This is a genomic window from Pseudomonas sp. E45-MNA-CIBAN-0222 (assembly GCF_040310405.1).
GTDB classification, from domain to species: Bacteria; Pseudomonadota; Gammaproteobacteria; order Pseudomonadales; family Pseudomonadaceae; genus Stutzerimonas; species Stutzerimonas stutzeri_AC.
Window position 1 is genome coordinate 390,822 of the sequence record NZ_JBEOPU010000002.1, and the last position, 16,402, is coordinate 407,223.

The 16,402-nt window shown below is 65.5% G+C and carries 16 protein-coding genes; 10 read left to right on the forward strand and 6 right to left on the reverse strand.

Going from position 1 to position 16,402, the window contains the following annotated elements:
- The first annotated feature begins 170 nt into the window (after nt 1–170).
- The 3 genes from AAEZ08_RS04810 to rsmD are packed head-to-tail and all read left to right on the forward strand — an operon-like array spanning nt 171 to nt 3,647.
- Nucleotides 171–1,523 (forward strand): M16 family metallopeptidase, encoded by a 1,353-nt coding sequence (locus tag AAEZ08_RS04810; RefSeq protein WP_003303183.1) that lies wholly within the window; start codon nt 171–173, stop codon nt 1,521–1,523.
- On the forward strand, nt 1,516–3,045 hold the full coding sequence (locus AAEZ08_RS04815; RefSeq protein WP_003303184.1) for a M16 family metallopeptidase: 1,530 nt from the start codon (nt 1,516–1,518) through the stop codon (nt 3,043–3,045). Before AAEZ08_RS04810 ends, AAEZ08_RS04815 begins: the two co-directional genes overlap by 8 nt.
- The gene (gene rsmD / locus AAEZ08_RS04820) at nt 3,045–3,647 is read left to right on the forward strand and encodes a 16S rRNA (guanine(966)-N(2))-methyltransferase RsmD (RefSeq protein ID WP_500123818.1); all 603 of its coding nucleotides are present in this window, start codon (nt 3,045–3,047) and stop codon (nt 3,645–3,647) included. The genes AAEZ08_RS04815 and rsmD overlap by 1 nt, the downstream gene beginning before the upstream one ends.
- Before the next feature lie 11 nt (nt 3,648–3,658).
- Here the strand turns inward: rsmD and AAEZ08_RS04825 are convergent, their stop codons facing one another.
- Entirely contained in the window at nt 3,659–4,063 is a 405-nt protein-coding gene (locus AAEZ08_RS04825; protein WP_042927084.1) for a hypothetical protein, read from the reverse strand.
- Between the two features lie 172 nt (nt 4,064–4,235).
- On the opposite strand from AAEZ08_RS04825, the gene AAEZ08_RS04830 reads away from it, so the two are divergent.
- Entirely contained in the window at nt 4,236–5,219 is a 984-nt protein-coding gene (locus tag AAEZ08_RS04830) for a hydrolase (RefSeq protein ID WP_181121015.1), read from the forward strand.
- Between the two features lie 13 nt (nt 5,220–5,232).
- Here the strand turns inward: AAEZ08_RS04830 and AAEZ08_RS04835 are convergent, their stop codons facing one another.
- Entirely contained in the window at nt 5,233–5,907 is a 675-nt protein-coding gene (locus AAEZ08_RS04835; RefSeq protein ID WP_500123819.1) for a TetR/AcrR family transcriptional regulator, read from the reverse strand.
- Nucleotides 5,908–6,035: 128 nt separating this feature from the next.
- Here AAEZ08_RS04835 and AAEZ08_RS04840 point away from each other — a divergent pair, with 128 nt between their 5' ends.
- The 6 genes from AAEZ08_RS04840 to ggt all read left to right on the forward strand — a co-directional run bounded on the left by AAEZ08_RS04840 (nt 6,036) and on the right by ggt (nt 12,286).
- Entirely contained in the window at nt 6,036–7,448 is a 1,413-nt protein-coding gene (locus AAEZ08_RS04840; RefSeq protein WP_500123820.1) for a coniferyl aldehyde dehydrogenase, read from the forward strand.
- 15 nt (nt 7,449–7,463) lie between these two features.
- Nucleotides 7,464–7,994, forward strand: coding sequence for a twin-arginine translocation pathway signal protein (locus tag AAEZ08_RS04845; RefSeq protein ID WP_500123821.1), 531 nt, complete (start codon nt 7,464–7,466; stop codon nt 7,992–7,994).
- A gap of 16 nt (nt 7,995–8,010) precedes the next feature.
- Nucleotides 8,011–9,606, forward strand: a complete 1,596-nt coding sequence (locus AAEZ08_RS04850; RefSeq protein ID WP_181066006.1) for a GMC family oxidoreductase N-terminal domain-containing protein — start codon at nt 8,011–8,013, stop codon at nt 9,604–9,606.
- 105 nt (nt 9,607–9,711) lie between these two features.
- Nucleotides 9,712–10,194, forward strand: a complete 483-nt coding sequence (gene coaD, locus AAEZ08_RS04855) for a pantetheine-phosphate adenylyltransferase (protein ID WP_014818712.1) — start codon at nt 9,712–9,714, stop codon at nt 10,192–10,194.
- 107 nt (nt 10,195–10,301) lie between these two features.
- On the forward strand, nt 10,302–10,553 hold the full coding sequence (locus AAEZ08_RS04860; RefSeq protein ID WP_003303200.1) for a YfhL family 4Fe-4S dicluster ferredoxin: 252 nt from the start codon (nt 10,302–10,304) through the stop codon (nt 10,551–10,553).
- Nucleotides 10,553–12,286: a gamma-glutamyltransferase gene (gene ggt, locus AAEZ08_RS04865; protein WP_500123822.1), complete on the forward strand. Its 1,734-nt coding sequence runs from the start codon at nt 10,553–10,555 to the stop codon at nt 12,284–12,286. Before AAEZ08_RS04860 ends, ggt begins: the two co-directional genes overlap by 1 nt.
- On the opposite strand, the gene AAEZ08_RS04870 is transcribed toward ggt, so the two are convergent.
- The 4 genes from AAEZ08_RS04870 to AAEZ08_RS04885 all read right to left on the reverse strand — a co-directional run bounded on the left by AAEZ08_RS04870 (nt 12,270) and on the right by AAEZ08_RS04885 (nt 16,347).
- Nucleotides 12,270–14,108, reverse strand: coding sequence for a Na/Pi cotransporter family protein (locus AAEZ08_RS04870; protein WP_500123823.1), 1,839 nt, complete (start codon nt 14,106–14,108; stop codon nt 12,270–12,272). The two genes, ggt and AAEZ08_RS04870, sit on opposite strands and share 17 nt — an antisense overlap.
- Nucleotides 14,109–14,210: 102 nt before the next feature.
- On the reverse strand, nt 14,211–14,552 hold the full coding sequence (locus AAEZ08_RS04875; RefSeq protein WP_482694605.1) for a multidrug transporter: 342 nt from the start codon (nt 14,550–14,552) through the stop codon (nt 14,211–14,213).
- 112 nt (nt 14,553–14,664) lie between these two features.
- Nucleotides 14,665–15,477 (reverse strand): bifunctional DNA-formamidopyrimidine glycosylase/DNA-(apurinic or apyrimidinic site) lyase, encoded by an 813-nt coding sequence (gene mutM, locus AAEZ08_RS04880; RefSeq protein WP_102819973.1) that lies wholly within the window; start codon nt 15,475–15,477, stop codon nt 14,665–14,667.
- 57 nt (nt 15,478–15,534) lie between these two features.
- Entirely contained in the window at nt 15,535–16,347 is an 813-nt protein-coding gene (locus AAEZ08_RS04885; protein ID WP_177333363.1) for an HDOD domain-containing protein, read from the reverse strand.
- Between the last annotated feature and the right edge of the window lie 55 nt (nt 16,348–16,402).

Genomic DNA, 16,402 nt, shown 5'->3' on the forward strand with positions numbered 1-16,402 from the left:
CTATCCTAGCACCTCGCAAAGCGGGTGCGCTAAGCACGGGTTCCGGCATCAGGGCCGGTCTGGCTGCGGATACCCCGGCTTTGCCTGACCCGCGCAGGCCATTACCATGGCTGCCGTGTCGCCGCCCTGCCATCTGCCGTGGCGGGCACCAACCTGGACGAGTCCCGACTATGCCTCTGATGTTACGCCGCGCCGCCGCCCTGCTGCTCGGAGCCTTCTATCTGCCCCTGCTGGCAGCAGCAGACAGCCAGCCCACCCACGAGTTCTTCCTCGACAACGGCCTGAAGGTGATCGTGCGCGAGGATCATCGTGCGCCGGTGGTGGTATCCCAGCTCTGGTACAAGGTTGGTTCCAGCTACGAGACGGCTGGCCAGACCGGCCTCTCCCACGCGCTCGAACACATGATGTTCAAGGGCAGCCGCAAGCTCGATGCCGGCGAAGCCTCGCGCATCCTGCGTGAGCTGGGCGCCGAGGAAAACGCCTTCACCAGCGACGACTACACCGCCTATTACCAGGTCCTGGCGCGTGACCGCCTGGCCGTCGCGTTCGAGCTCGAAGCCGATCGCCTGGCCAGCCTCAAGCTGCCGCCAGACGAGTTCGCCCGCGAGATCGAGGTGATCAAGGAAGAACGCCGCCTGCGCACCGACGACAAGCCCAGCTCGCTGGCCTACGAGCGCTTCAAGACCATCGCCTATCCCGCCAGCGGCTACCGCAACCCGACCATCGGCTGGATGGCCGACCTCAACCGCATGCAGGCCGACGAGCTGCGCGCCTGGTACGAGCAGTGGTACGCACCGAACAACGCCACCCTGGTGGTGGTCGGCGACGTGACCGCCGATGAGGTCCGCGGACTGGCCGAGCGCTTCTTCGGCGCCATCGAGAAACGCGAAGTGCCGGCAGCCAAGCGGCCACTGGAACTGGCCGAACCGGGCGAGCGACGCCTCCAGCTGCACGTGAAGACGCAGCTGCCGACGCTGCTCATGGCCTTCAATGCGCCGAGCCTGGCGACCGAGGAGAACGCTCGCCAGGTGCATGCCCTGCGGTTGATCTCCGCCCTGCTCGACGGCGGCTACAGCGCGCGCCTGCCGGAGCGCCTGGAGCGCGGTGAGGAACTGGTGACCAGCGCCTCGGCCTGGTACGACGCCTATGCCCGTGGCGACAGCCTGTTCGTCTTGAGCGCCGCGCCGAACATGCAGAAGGGCCGCACGCTGGAAGAAGTCGAAGCCGGCCTGTGGCAGGAGCTCGATGCGCTCAAGCAGACGCCCCCCTCTGCGGACGAACTCGAGCGCGTGCGTGCCCAGGTCATCGCCGGCCTGGTCTACGAGCGCGACTCCATCACCCAGCAGGCCACCACCATCGGCAAGCTGGAAACCGTCGGCCTGTCCTGGCGCCTGATGGACGAGGAGCTGAGCGCGCTGGAAGCGGTCACGCCCGAGGACATCCAGCAGGCCGCCCGCACCTACTTCACCCGCTCCCGCCTGAGCGTCGCCCATGTTCTGCCCGAGGAAGCCCGTGATGAGTGAATCCAAAGCCCTGCGCCGTGGCCTGTTCGGCCTGCTGCTGGCGGCCGGCCTCGGCCTCGCGGGCTGCGATGACGGTTCCAGCGCCCTGCCGCAGCCCGGCCAGCCGGTCGAGCAGGACGTGGCCCGCGAAGCCAGCCAGCCCGCCGTGACGACCGAGAACGAGAAACCCCGCCTGGAGTCGCTCGCCGAGCTGGGCGATCAACCACTGGCCCGGCGCAAACTGGACATCCAGAGCTGGCAGACCGCCGAAGGCGCCAAGGTACTGTTCGTCGAAGCCCGTGAGCTGCCGATGTTCGACCTGCGCCTGACCTTCTCCGCCGGCAGCAGCCAGGACGGCGACGTACCCGGCCTGGCACTGCTGACCAACGCCATGCTCAACGAGGGCGTGGCGGGCAAGGACGTCGGCGCCATCGCCCGTGGCTTCGAAGGCCTCGGTGCGGACTTCGGCAACGGTTCCTACCGCGACATGGCCGTGGCCAGCCTGCGCAGCCTCAGTGCGCCGGACAAGCGCGAGCCGGCCCTGGCGCTGTTTAATCAGGTCATCGGCCAGCCGAGCTTCCCTGAGGACTCGCTGCAACGGATCAAGAACCAGCTGCTGGCCGGCTTCGAATTCCAGAAGCAGAACCCCGGCAAGCTGGCCAGCCTGGAGCTGTTCCAGCAGCTGTATGGCGATCACCCCTACGCCCACCCCAGCGAAGGTACCCCCCAGTCGGTACCGGCGATCAGCGTCGAGCAGCTGCGCGACTTCCACGCCCGCGCCTATGCGGCAGGCAATGCGGTGATCGCACTGGTCGGCGATCTCTCCCGCGAAGAGGCCGAAGCCCTGGCCGCCGACGTCTCCGTCGCCCTGCCGCAAGGCCCGGCGCTGCCAACGACGCCGACGCCCGAGGCTCCGGTCGCCGGCAAGCACCATATCGACTTCCCCTCCAACCAGAGCCATCTGATGCTGGCCCAACTCGGCATCCCGCGTGGCCATCCGGACTATGCGGCGCTCTATCTGGGCAACCAGATCCTCGGCGGTGGCGGCTTCGGCACGCGACTGATGGAAGAGGTGCGCGAAAAGCGCGGCCTGACCTACGGCATCTACTCGGGTTTCAGCCCGATGCGCGCCGAAGGACCGTTCATGATCAGCATGCAGACCCGCGCCGAACTCACCGACGGCGCGCTGGAACTGGTGCAGCAGCTGGTCCGCGACTACCTCGCCGAGGGTCCGACCGAGGCCGAGCTGGAGCGCAGCAAGCGCGAGATCGCCGGCAGCTTCCCGCTGTCTACCGCAAGCAATGCCGACATCGTCGGTCAGCTGGGTAGCATCGGCTTCTACGACCTGCCGCTGACCTACCTGGAGGATTTCATGGGCGAGGTGCAGGCACTGACAGTCGAACAGGTCAAAGCCGCGATGAACAAGCATCTGCAGGACGATGCCTTCGTCATCGTCACCGCCGGCCCCAGCGTCGAGCAGCAACCGCTGCCGCCGCCCACCGATAAACCAGTCGAACAGCCCAGCGGCGTTCCGGAGCACTGATGGCCAACCCACCCATTCGCCCCAGCGCCCACGGCGGCCAGGGCCAGTTGCGCATCATCGGCGGCGAATGGCGCTCGCGCCGCTTCAGCTTCCCCGATGCCGAAGGCCTGCGCCCCACGCCGGACCGGGTGCGCGAAACCCTGTTCAACTGGCTGGCACCCTACCTGTCCGGCGCGCGGGTGCTCGACCCATTCACCGGCAGTGGCGCGATCTATCTCGAAGCGCTGTCGCGGGGCGCCAGCATGGCCCTGGCGCTGGACGTGAACGCCAACGCCATCGCCAGCCTGCGCAAGCATCTGGATACGCTCAACTGCGGCCACGGCCAACTGCTGCAGAGCGATGCCCTGCGCTATCTGGACACCCAGACGCCGACCGCCTTCGACCTGGTATTCCTCGACCCGCCGTTCAACAAGAATCTGTTGCAACCGGCCTGCGAGCTGCTGGAGACAAAGGGTTGGCTGGCCGAGCACGCCTGGGTCTACACCGAAAGCGAGGCACTGCCGTCCAGCCTCGGCCTGCCGGGGAACTGGCGACTGCATCGGGAGAAGCAGGCCGGCAAGGTGCACTACGCGCTCTGGGAGCGCCACGCACCCGCCGCTTGAAGTCGGCGACTTCAGTAGAAGTCGACGGTCTGACCGTTGCGATCGAAGGCCAGGAAGCGGCCGACGTTGCCGGTCTCGATGGCGCTGACCATCATCTTCAGTGGCTGCTCGGCCTCGTCGGCGTTCGGCGTGATGCCGGCCTGGCCGGGCAGCGCCGCGGCGAACAGCAGATCCCAGGCCACGCCCGTGCGCTCGGACTCTTCACGCAGCGCGGCGAAGTCGCTCAGTTCCTCGGGCAGCTTGTCGACGCAGAGCACCGGTTTCAGCGAGCCGCCGGCGTTTTCCTCGAAGCGCTGGCGCTCGGCCTCGGTGGCATCCTCGGGCAGTTCGGCGCTGACGAAGACGAACAGCAGGCGCTGGGGCTCGCGCTCCTGGCGCGCGGCAGCCAGCAGTTGATCGAAGGGGGTAAGCGTCATGGGCAGGGTTCCGGATAAGACTATCGCGTCACTCTCCACCCCTTAGGCGGCGCTGACCATATCCCCAAAGACATAAGTCGCCAGGCGGCCAGCATCATTCAACGCCTGCATCGTGCTTTTCTTCCCGCCGCCGAGGCTCTAACGTCGGAGCAAACGAGGAACCCGAGCAACCGTGTCCGAATCCTTCCAACCCGCCTGGTGGCTTCCCGGGCCGCACCTGCAGACCCTGTGGAACGCATTCTTTCGCAAGGCGCCGCGCCTCGAACGCCGGCGTGAGCGGCTGTGGCTGGCCGATGGCGATTTCATCGACCTGGACTGGCACGGCCCGCATGAAGCAACAGCGCCGCTGGTCCTTGTGCTACACGGGCTGACCGGCTCGTCGAATTCGCTTTACGTGCTCGGTCTGCAGCAACAACTGAGCGCGCAGGGCTGGGCGAGCGTCGCGATCAACTGGCGCGGCTGCTCGGGCGAACCGAACCTGTTGCCGCGCGCCTATCATTCCGGCGCCAGCGATGATCTCGCCGAAGTGATCGGGCATCTGCAGGCCTGCCGGCCCATGGCGCCGCTGCATGCGGTCGGCTACTCGCTGGGCGGCAACGTACTGCTCAAGTACATGGGCGAAATGGCAGCCAGTTGCCCGCTGCGCAAGGCCGTGGCGGTGTCCGTGCCATTCCGCCTGGACCAATGTGCCGATCGCATCGGCCTCGGCTTCTCCCGCGTCTACCAGGCGCATTTCATGAAGGCGATGGTCGCCTACGTGAGGGACAAACAGCAGCGCTTCCAGCGCGAGGGGCTGCTGAACCACCTCGGTGCCTTGCAGAGCCTCGGACCACTGCACGGCATGCGTACTTTCTGGGATTTCGACGGCCGCTTCACCGCGCCGCTGCACGGCTACAGCGACGCCCAGGACTATTACCGCCGTGCCTCCAGCCGCTACTACCTGCCGACGATCACGACGCCAACCCTGCTGATCCAGGCCGAGGATGATCCCTTCGTGTTCCGCCACAGCGTGCCGGAACCGACCGAGCTATCCGCCACCACCGCCCTCGAGCTGCACGCCAACGGTGGCCACGTCGGTTTTGTCGAAGGCACGCCGCGTAGGCCGCGCTACTACCTGGAGCGGCGCATTCCGCAGTGGCTGGCACAAACGCCGTGAGCCCTCGCCTGCTCTAGACGCCTCGCGAGTCCGGCAGCGGATCCAGTTCGACGAAGTACTGCTGCTGCAGCGCCGCCACGGCTTCGCGGGCACCCGGAGCAACGAAGCCACTTTCCAGTGCCAGCACCTGATAGATGCCCCGACGCAGCTGTAGTTGATCCAGGCTTCCGGCTCCCGCGCCAACCGTGCCGAGGAAACGCACCCAGGAGGTAAGGACGATCCAGGCATTCAGCGCCAAGGCCTCGGCCTGGAGCGGATCCATCAGCAGAATGCCGGCATCGACGAAACCCTGATAGATCGCCCGGGCATGCCGCAGGCAACGACCGGCGAAGGCCTGGTAGCGCTGGGCGAGCTGCGGATTGGCATCCAGCAGACCTTCCAGATCACGGTGCAGAAAGCGGTAATCCCACATCGCGCCCAGCAGCGCCTCAAGGTAAAGCGCCTTGTCCTGTACCTGCATTTCCCGCTCCGGCGGCAGGCGCAGGAACTGATCGACACACGATTCATACTGCCCGAAGAGCTCCGCGACGATCGCCTGCTTGTTGGGGAAGTGGTAGTACAGATTGCCCGGCGAAATGCCCAGATGGGCGGCGATGTGGTTGGTCGTGACGTTGCGCTCGCCCTGGGCGTTGAACAGCGCCAGGCTGGTTTCGAGGATACGGTCGCGGGTCTTTGCTCGGGGGGCCATGGGTGATTGGGTCTCGGCGCTGAAGCGAAGGGGCAACGGTACACGCCGGCAGGCGGGCAGGCACGTTTCATTGACAGATTAGAGCAATTACTCTAAAAACTCTCCAGCACATCGCATCAGGAGCCCGTATGTCAGTCGAAATCCCGCAAGCGCTGATCGCCCTGGAGGTCCTGTTCGCCCGCCAGCGCTCGGCTTTCACCGCCACACCGATGCCTTCGAAAGGGGATCGCCTGCGTTGGCTGGACGCCCTGCGCGATGTGCTGGTCAGTCATCAACCGGCGCTGATCGCGGCGATCGCCGCGGATTTCGGGCATCGTTCGGCCGACGAGACCCTGCTGGCGGAAATCATGCCCAGCCTGCACGGTATCCGGTACGCCAGCCGTCATTTGCGGCGCTGGATGAAACCCTCGCGCCGGCATGTCGGCCTGGCCTTCCAACCGGCCAGCGCACGGGTGATCTACCAGCCGCTGGGCGTGGTCGGCATCATCGTGCCGTGGAACTACCCACTCTATCTGGCCATCGGGCCGCTGATCGGCGCGCTCGCCGCCGGCAATCGCGTGATGCTGAAGATGAGCGAATCCACGCCTGCCACCGGTCAGCTACTCAAGCAGCTGCTGGCGCAGATATTCCCTGAAGATCAGGTAGCGGTGGTGCTCGGCGATGTTGAGGTCGGTCAGGCTTTCGCCCGGCTGCCGTTCGATCACCTGCTGTTCACCGGCTCGACGCTTATTGGCCGCGAAGTGATGCGCGCCGCGGCGGAGAACCTGACGCCGGTGACGCTGGAACTCGGCGGCAAGTCGCCGGCGATCGTTTCGGCCAGCGTCCCCCTGGGCGATGCCGCCGAGCGCATCGCCTTCGGCAAGTGCATGAACGCCGGGCAGACCTGCGTCGCGCCGGACTATGTGCTGGTGCCGCGCGAGCGTGTCGAGGACTTCGTCGGTGCCTACCGTGAGGCGGTACAGCGTCTGTATCCGAGCCTTGCGGACAACCCTGATTACACCTCGATCATCAATGCGCGTCAGCTGGCACGACTGCAGGACTACCTCGACGACGCGCGGACCAAGGACGCACATGTCGTGCCGCTGTTTGCCGAAGCGCAGCAGCGGCGTATGCCGCACTGCCTGCTGCTGAACACGACCGACGACATGCGCGTGATGCAGGAAGAAATCTTCGGCCCGCTGTTGCCGGTCGTGCCCTACGGCGATCTGGACGAAGCGCTGGCCTACATCAACGCGCGCCCACGGCCGCTGGCGCTGTACTACTTCGGCTACGACCGCGGCGAGCAGCAGCGCGTGCTGCAAACCACCCACTCCGGTGGCGTGTGCCTGAACGACAGCCTGTTGCACGTCGCCCAGGACGACCTCCCCTTCGGCGGCATCGGCCCCTCCGGCATGGGGCACTACCACGGCCACGAGGGCTTCCTCACCTTCAGCAAGGCCAAGGGTGTATTCATCAAGCAGCGCCTCAATGCCGCCCGGCTGATCTACCCGCCCTACGGTAAGTGGTGGCAGAAGCTGATCTATCCGCTGTTTATCCGCTGATGCGTGGCTGAGTCGATGCACGAGCCTTCCCTCAATCGCCGCGGCCTGCTCAAGGTCGGACTGCTCGGCGGCGCGCTCCTGGCCGGTGGTGGCGTGCTCAGCCGGAGCCTAAGCGCCTCGGCGGACGACGCGGCGAGCGGCTTCTTCGTGCTGCGTGACAGCGATCTGCCCATGCTGCGCCGACTAACGCCGTTGCTGCTGGAAGGCTCGACGGCGCCCAGAGACATGCCGCAGGCCGTGCAGACCACCCTCGTCAGCCTTGACCTGGGCCTGCACCACTTGTCGCCCGCGCTGCTAAGCCAGGTACGCCAGCTGTTCGACGTACTCAGCCTGCCACTGACCCGCGGGCCGCTGACCGGTATCTGGAGCGGCTGGGAGGTCGCCTCCGATGATCAAATACGCGCGTTCCTTCAGCGCTGGCAAAACAGCTCGCTCGCCCTGCTGCGTCAGGGTCATGCCTCGCTGCTGCAGATGATCCTCATGGCCTGGTACACCAGCCCCACCGCCTGGGCGCACTGCGGTTATCCCGGACCGCCGAAGGTCTGACTGATAGGAGGCATCCGTGCCCGTTCCCGACTTGTTTGCTGCAGGCCTTGCCCGTGGCTGGACCACATACGACGGCTCACGACTGGAGGACGATCTGACCCTGGAGGCCGACGTCGCCATCGTCGGCAGTGGCGCAGGCGGCGCCACCAGCGCAGAAGTGCTGAGCGCAGCCGGCTACAAGGTGCTGCTGATCGAAGAAGGCCCGCTGCGCACCAGCAGCGACTTCGACATGCAGGAAGCCAGTGCCTACCGCTCGCTCTATCAGGAAGCCATCGGCCGCACGAGCAAGGACGGCGCCATCACCATCCTGCAGGGCCGCGCGGTCGGCGGCACCACGCTGGTGAACTGGACCTCGAGCTTTCGCACACCGCCGCAAACATTGCAGCACTGGGCCAGCGAGCACGACGTCAGCGGGCTGTCGGTCGAGGAGCTGCAACCCTGGTTCGAACGCATCGAACAGCGCCTCGGCATCGCGCCCTGGGCCGTGCCGCCGAATGCCAACAACGCGGTGTTGCAGCGCGGCTGCGAAAGCCTCGGCCAGCACTGGGCGGTGATCCCGCGCAACGTGCGTGGCTGCTGGAACCTAGGCTATTGCGGCATGGGCTGCCCGACCAACGCCAAGCAGTCGATGCTGGTCACCAGCATTCCGGCGCTGCTGGATAAGGGCGGCGCACTGCTCTACCTCGCGCGCGCCGAACGCCTGTTGATGCAGGGCGAGCGGGTCGTCGGCCTGGACTGTCTGGGCATGGACGACCGCTGCGTGGAACCGGACGGGCGGCGCATCCGCGTCGTCGCCAGGCACTACATACTCGCCGGCGGCGGCATCAACACACCGGCACTGCTGCTGCGCTCGCAGACGCCCGACCCGCACCAACGCGTCGGCAAGCGCACCTTCCTGCACCTGACCAACTTCTCCGCGGCGCAATTCGACGAGCGCATAGACGCCTTCAGCGGCGCGCCACAATCGATCTATTCCGACCACTTCCAGTGGCGCGACGGGATTGCCGGGCCGGCGGGCTACAAGCTCGAAGTACCGCCCATCCATCCCGCGCTCGCGGCCACCCTGCTCGGCGACTTCGGCCCGGAGAATGCGCAGCGCATGGCCGAGCTGCCGCATACCCACGCGATGATCGCCCTGCAGCGCGACGGCTTTCATCCGGACAGCGCCGAGGGCACGGTCGAGCTGCGCAGCGACGGCAGCCCGGTGCTCGACTACCGCATGACCGACTATGCCTGGAACGGTATCCGCCGTGCCTTTCTGAGCATGGCCGAGATCCAGTTCGCCGCCGGTGCGCGCGCCGTGCTGCCCCTGCATGCCGACGCCCATTACGTGCGCACGCCCCGCGCCGCCCGGGAGCTGATCGAGGGTCTGGACCTCGCGCTGTACCGCACCCGTCTTGGCAGCGCCCACGTCATGGGCGGTTGTGCCATGGGTGATGACCCACGCCGGGCCGTGACAGACAGCCTCGGTCGGCACCATCAGCTGGCCAACCTGTCGATACACGACGGCTCACTGTTCCCCACCAGCATCGGCGCCAATCCCCAGCTGTCGATCTATGCGCTGTGCGCCAAACTCGCCACGGAGCTGGGTGATCGCCTGCAGAAGTCCTGAGATTGACTGTCATTCACGACAGATCGCGGCATGGCATTCAGGCTTTACGCTGTCGACACCGAGCCGCTACCATCCACACCCCCACGCATGCGTCAGGACGCCGCGATGAATCGAGTGTTGTATCCGGGAACCTTCGATCCCATCACCATGGGCCACGCCGATCTGGTGGAACGCGCTTCGCGCCTGTTCGACGAGGTCATCATCGCCGTGGCGGCCAACCCCAAGAAGAACCCGCTGTTCCCGCTCGAGCAACGTGTGGCGCTGGCTCAAGAAGTCACCAAGCACCTGCCGAACGTGAAGGTCATGGGTTTCTCCACGCTGCTGGCGCACTTCGTCAAGGAGCAGCAGGCCAATATCCTGCTGCGCGGGCTGCGTGCGGTTTCGGACTTCGAGTACGAGTTCCAGCTGGCCAACATGAACCGCCAGCTGGCGCCCGATGTGGAAAGCCTGTTCCTCACGCCGTCGGAAAAGTACTCCTATATTTCCTCGACGCTGGTTCGGGAGATTGCCTCGCTCAAGGGTGACGTATCCAAATTCGTCCATCCGGCGGTGATGAGCGCGTTGCACGAGCGCTTCGGCCAGAACTGACGATGCCCGCCGGGCCGCGTCGAGTGCACGCTGGCCGGCGATGCGGCACAATTGCCCGGTCGTAATATTGCTGTGCCGTGGTTCGAGCCACGGCAGGAGTTCGCTGGATGTCCCTGAAAATCACCGATGACTGCATCAACTGCGATGTGTGCGAGCCAGAGTGCCCGAACAGCGCCATTTCCCAGGGCGAGGAAATCTACGTCATCGACCCCAACCTCTGCACCGAATGCGTCGGCCACTACGACGAGCCACAGTGCCAGCAGGTCTGCCCGGTAGACTGCATCCCGCTCGACGAGAACAACGTCGAGAGCAAGGACGAACTGATGCAGAAGTACCTGATCATCACCGGCAAGGCGTGATGCTCTCGCGGCGACCGACCCGAAGGACCCGCCTGCTCAGGGGCCTCCAGGGTTGTCTCGCCGCCCTTCTGCTGCTGGCCGGCGCGGCCCAGGGCAACCCTCTTGCAAACGGCGCCGTCGCCACGGCCCATCCGCTGGCCAGTGAAGTTGGCCGGCGCATTCTCGAAGCCGGCGGCAACGCCTTCGATGCCACCGTTGCAGTCAGCGCCGCCCTGGCGGTGGTCGAGCCATACGGCTCCGGACTTGGCGGCGGCGGCTTCTTTCTGCTGCGCGAAGCCGGCGAATCCCCCCACCACAGTTTCCTCGACGCCCGCGAGCGCGCACCCGCCGCTGCCACGCCGGACCTGTACCTGCGCGAGGGCAAGATCCGGCGCGAACTTTCGCTGAATGGCCCGCTGGCCGCGGCGATACCCGGCACGCCGGCTGCACTGGTCGAGCTCGCGGAGAAGCGCGGCCGCCTGCCCCTGAAGACCACCCTGGCGCCGGCCATCGCCTTGGCCCGCGACGGCTTTGCGGTGGATTCCGTATATCGCCAGCGCGCCGGCTGGCGCCTCGCGGCGTTGCGTGACGATCCGGAGAGCGCGCGGCTGTTTCTCCACGACGGCGACCTGCCCGCCGAAGGCCATCTGCTGCGTCAGCCGGAGCTCGCGCAAACCCTGGAGCGCCTGGCCAGGCACGGGTACGACGGTTTCTACCGCGGCGAGCTCGCGGAAAAGCTGGTACACGGCGTGCGCGCTGCCGGCGGCATCTGGTCTTTGAAGGATCTGGCCGATTACCACACCGTCGAGCGCGACCCCCTACGCTTTAATCTCGCCGATGGCCGCGAGTTGATCGGTGCGCCGCCACCCTCGGCCGGCGGCGCAATTCTCGCGCAGAGCCTGGGCATCCTCGAGCGCCTGTCCTGGCGCGAGGCGGAGCCGCTGCAACGCAGTCATCTGGTGGTCGAGGCGCTGCGCCGGGCTTATCGCGACCGCGGCCTGCTGGGCGATCCGGATTTCGTCGCGTCACCGCTGCCACATCTACTTTCAGACCAGTACCTCGACCAGCTCGCCCGCTCCATCGATCCCGACCAGGCGACGCCCAGCCGCGCGCTGCCACCCGCGCCGCGCTGGCGGGAGGGCGAACACACTACGCACTTCGCGGTGATCGATGCCGAAGGCAATGCAGTGGCCGCGACGCTGTCGCTGAACATGATGTTCGGGGCCGCCTTCACCGTGCCCGGTACCGGCGTGCTGCTCAATGACGAGATGGACGATTTCGCCGCCGATATCGATGGCAGCAACGTCTACGGGCTGGCGGGCAGCAGCGCCAATGCGATTTCCGGCGGCAAGCGTCCGCTGTCGAGCATGAGCCCGACCTTTATCGAAAGCGCTGAAGAATTCGCCGCATTCGGCACGCCGGGCGGGAGTCGCATCCCGAGTATGGTGCTGCTCTCGGCACTGTCTTATCTGGATGGCGAGGCAGTGCAGGCCTGGCCGGCAGTGCCGCGCTATCACCACCAGTACCTGCCAGATGTACTGCAGTACGAAGCCGATGCCTTCACCCCGGCGCAGCTGGACGCCCTGCGCGCTCGCGGCCACCAGCCCAGGCTGATCGAACGCGACTACGGTAACCAGCAGGTGCTCTATTGGCACAAGCCGAGCGGCACGGTCGAGGCGGCCAGCGACCCACGCGGCATCGGTCGAGCCTTGAAAGTGCCCGCACGCCGCGAGCCGGTTACAGCTGCACAATGACCGGGCCTTCGTCTTCAGCAAGCTGACGTAGCTGCCGTGTCAGCTCATGGCCCTCGCCGAGCAGCAAGGCGTTGCGCAAGCTCTGGATGATGCGGCTGGCGTAACCCAGATCGTTCATCAGCGAACTGCTCTGCAACCCGTCCAGCTTGTGGTTGCGAATCGAGTCGAACAACCGACGGCGAAATTCGGCATCGAACTTGGCAGCGCGCTCGTCCAGCCAGTTCAAGCGCTCACGCCAGAGTTCATCGGGCAACTCCGAGTGATTGAGCGCGCGGATCTCGCGCAACGACTCCAGCAAATGCCGACGCAGCTCGACATACGCCTGGCGCGCCGCGGAGTCATCGGTGCGCAGGTAGTGTCCGAGGTTTTTCTGCAGGTGCTTGGCATCCTTGACCGCGTCCACCAGCTGCAGCGCCGCAACCTGGCAGCTCAACCAGAACGCCTGGTGGCTCTCGTCCAGCGGCAGCTCCAGACGCCCCATGAAGGTCAGCAGATCGGAATACACGCCCTTGATGTGCCGCTGATACAGCCGCTCGGCATCCAGGGCCTGGGCATCTGGCTTCGCGTTGATCAGCGCCTCGTCAATTCGTCCCTGCTGGCGCAGCTGGTCCACCGGCAGATAGGTGGCATGGCAGATCACCTCGAGACTCAGGCGCGCCAGATGCTGCAGCTCCTGCGCCACGGCGCTGGCGGCAGCATCCGCGGAGTCCAGCGCACGGTCATTCAGGTAGCGCGCGTGAGTCAGCGGCTCTGCCGGCATCGCTTGCGCAAGCTCGGTAATCAGCACCGCCGGCTCGACCCTTTCAGGCAGCACGCGCAGCAACAGATTCGCCAGCTGCGCCTGCCACGGCCAGAAGAGCAGCACGCCCATGCCATTGAACAGCGTATGGAAGAGCGCCAACTGGATCAGCCGATTCTCCCCAAGCCCCAACGGCGTTACCAACCACTGCACCAGCCAGGCCAACGGCACCAACAGTGCGATGGCCAGCACTGCAGTCGTCACGTTGAATAGCACATGGGCCAACGCCAGCCGCTGCCCACTGCGGTTACCGCCGAGCGAACCGACGAACGCAGTGGTAACGCTCGTCCCGACATTGGCACCGATCGCAGTCGCCAGCGCCTGGCCGAGATCGAGCTGTCCGGTGGCCAAAGCAGTCAGCGTGAGCATCAATGTGGCATGGCTGGACTGCAGCACCACCGTGGCGAGCAGGCCGATCGCTACGAACATCAGCTGTCCGCCCAGGCCACCGGCATGGTATTGCGAAAGGTCCATGCCGCCGAAGCTGGAAAACCCGGTCTTGATCTGATCGATGCCGAGAAAGATGAACGCGATACCAAGCACGATTCTGCCGGCCGCTTTCCCCTTGTCGCCGGTGAAGCTGGCCAGCACGCCGAATACCAGCAACGGCAGGGCCAGCGGGCTCAGACTTACATTCTGCCCGGCCAGCGCCAGCAGCCAGATACCTGTGGTAGACCCGAGATTGGCGCCGAAGAGAATCGCAATACCTCCGGCGAGCTTGATCAGACCGGTACTGATAAAGGCGATGGTAAGCAGCGAAACCAGCGTGCTGGATTGCAGCAGCATGGTGCCGCTCATGCCGAACAGCAGGCCTTTGAGCGGCGTTGCGGTACTGCGCGCCAGCAATTGCTCGAGCTTGCTGCCGGCCAGTTGGCGCAGCCCTTCTTCGAGGCATTGCATGCCGAACAGAAACAGCGCGAGGCCCGCGCAGAGTTCGAGCCAGCCGTCACTGGCCCAGAAAGACCAGGACAGTATCAGCACGCCCGCAATGGGCAGGAGAATCTTGAAATAACGGCTGTTCAAGGACGAAGGCTTCGCGGCGCGGGGATAGGAGGCGAAGCCTACTGTAGCGGCTTCGCGACCGGAAGGCTCACGCCTGGCCAGTCGCGACGCGGATGATGTCGATCAATGCTGGGCGCCGTAGCCAGTAGTGGTGCAGCCCAGGCAACGGACGAAAGCAGCTTTGCCCGGCTCGACCACAAGAGCCTTGCCAGCCTCGCCGACGTTGCCACCCAACGCGGTGAACGGCAGGCTGACGACGAAGGCGGCAGCGCCGATGGCAGTCGCGGCGATCAGCAGCGGACGAGCGATGACCAGATCCCCGATCATGGAGTAGGCCTTCGGCGCTTCGACGGTATACATCGGGTCGCCACTGACATTCTGCGGAACCGGCTCCGCATACGCCGGCATTGCCAGCAGGCCAGTAGTCAGAGCCAAGACAACAGCGGTGGAGCGGAACAGTTTCATGGTGTGGTCCTTCAGCTGTGAACGCGGCAATTTTAGTTGTGGCGGGCACTATAGCAGTGGCTGGGGGCCGCTGGGCGTGAACGCCGTCAACGCCCGCGCAGTTGCGATGCGCTCAGCGCTGGCAGCGGTGGCAATAAACGCTGGCACGCTGACCAAGGCGGATCTCGCGCAAGGTGGTACCGCAATTTTTGCAGAACTCACCGTTGCGTCCATAGACGAACAATTCCTGTTGGAAGTAGCCGGGCTTGCCGTCGCCACCGACGAAATCGCGCAACGTGGTGCCGCCGCGCTCGATGGCCATGGCCAGTATCCGCCGGATTTCCTCACCCAGCTTGAGGTAGCGCGCTCGCGAGATGCTTCCGGCCGGCCGCCGCGGGTCGATTCCGGCGGTGAACAGCGCCTCGCTCGCATAGATGTTGCCGACGCCCACCACTACGGCGTTATCCATGATGAACGGCTTGACCGCCATGCTGCGGCCGCGGGATAGCCGATACAGCCGGTCGCCGTCGAAATCCTCACCGAGCGGCTCGGGGCCGAGGCTGGCGAGCAGCACATGGGCGAGCGGCTCGTGGCTCCAGAGCATGGCGCCGAAGCGCCGTGGATCGGTGTAGCGCAGCGCCTGGCCGGACTCCAGCAGGATATCGACATGCTCGTGCTTGGCCGCCGGCAATGCCGCGTCCACCAGGCGCAGGCTGCCGGACATGCCCAGGTGAACGATCAGCGTGCCGGTCTCGGCCTTGATCAGCAGATACTTGGCGCGACGCTCGACGGCCTCGATACATTGGCCGGACAGGCGCACATCGAGGTCTTCCGGGATCGGCCAGCGCAGCCGCCGATCACGCACCAGCACGCGGCTGACACGCTGTCCGACAAGGTATGGCTCGATGCCACGGCGGGTAGTTTCGACTTCGGGGAGTTCGGGCATGGCGGGACGTTGGAGACAGCGGAGGGATGCCGACCTTAGCAGGCCGGCGCCAGTGCGTCAGCCCACGCCCAGCTCGCGGATGCTTTCCTTGAGGCAGACGAAATCGTATTCCGACAGCCCGACGTATTCGAGCACTAGCTGCGAAATGCCCTCCCACTCGTGGTCGTCCGGCTGCGCGCCGAGCACCCGATGACAGGCGCAGATATGTTCTGCCATCTTGAGGATCGCCAGCAGCGTCTTGATCGGCGCGTCGCGCCCCGAGTCGTCGGCGAACAACGACAGCGCGTTGTGGTGATTGGCGATAGCGTCACACAGGTGCAGCGGCAGATTCCACGACTTGGCGGTGAAGTAGCCGACCACCGCATGGTTGGTGCTGAGCACGCGGTTCTCGATGTCCACGATGCGCTGACCTTCGCCGTTGCTGGCGTAAGCCTCCTCCAGCACGCCCATATAGCCAGGGAAACGCTTGAGCATCAGCGGGATGCCGCAGTTGTGGAACAGCCCCAGAGTGTACGCCTCGTCCGGAGACTGGTAGCCGATGCGCTTGGCCAGTGTCAGACAGGCCATGGCGACGTCCTGCGCGCTGTCCCAGAAGCGGCTGAGGGTGACGATGGTCTCGTCGCTCATCTCGCCCTTGATCGACTGCGCATTGATCAGGTTGATCACCGAATTGCAGCCCAGCAGGTTCACCGCCTGCTGAATTGAAGCGATGCGATTGGCCAGACCGAAATGCGGCGAGTTGACCAGCTTGAGTAGCGCCCCTGAAAGCCCCGGGTCCTGGCTGATCAGCCGCGCGATGGCCTTCAGATCCGGTACCGGCATGACCTGCTCCATTTGCAGGTCGACCATGATCTGGGGTTGCGGTGGCACGCTGATGCCTTGCAGCACCCGGCGGATCTGTTCGGCGGAAAGTTCAACGGCCATG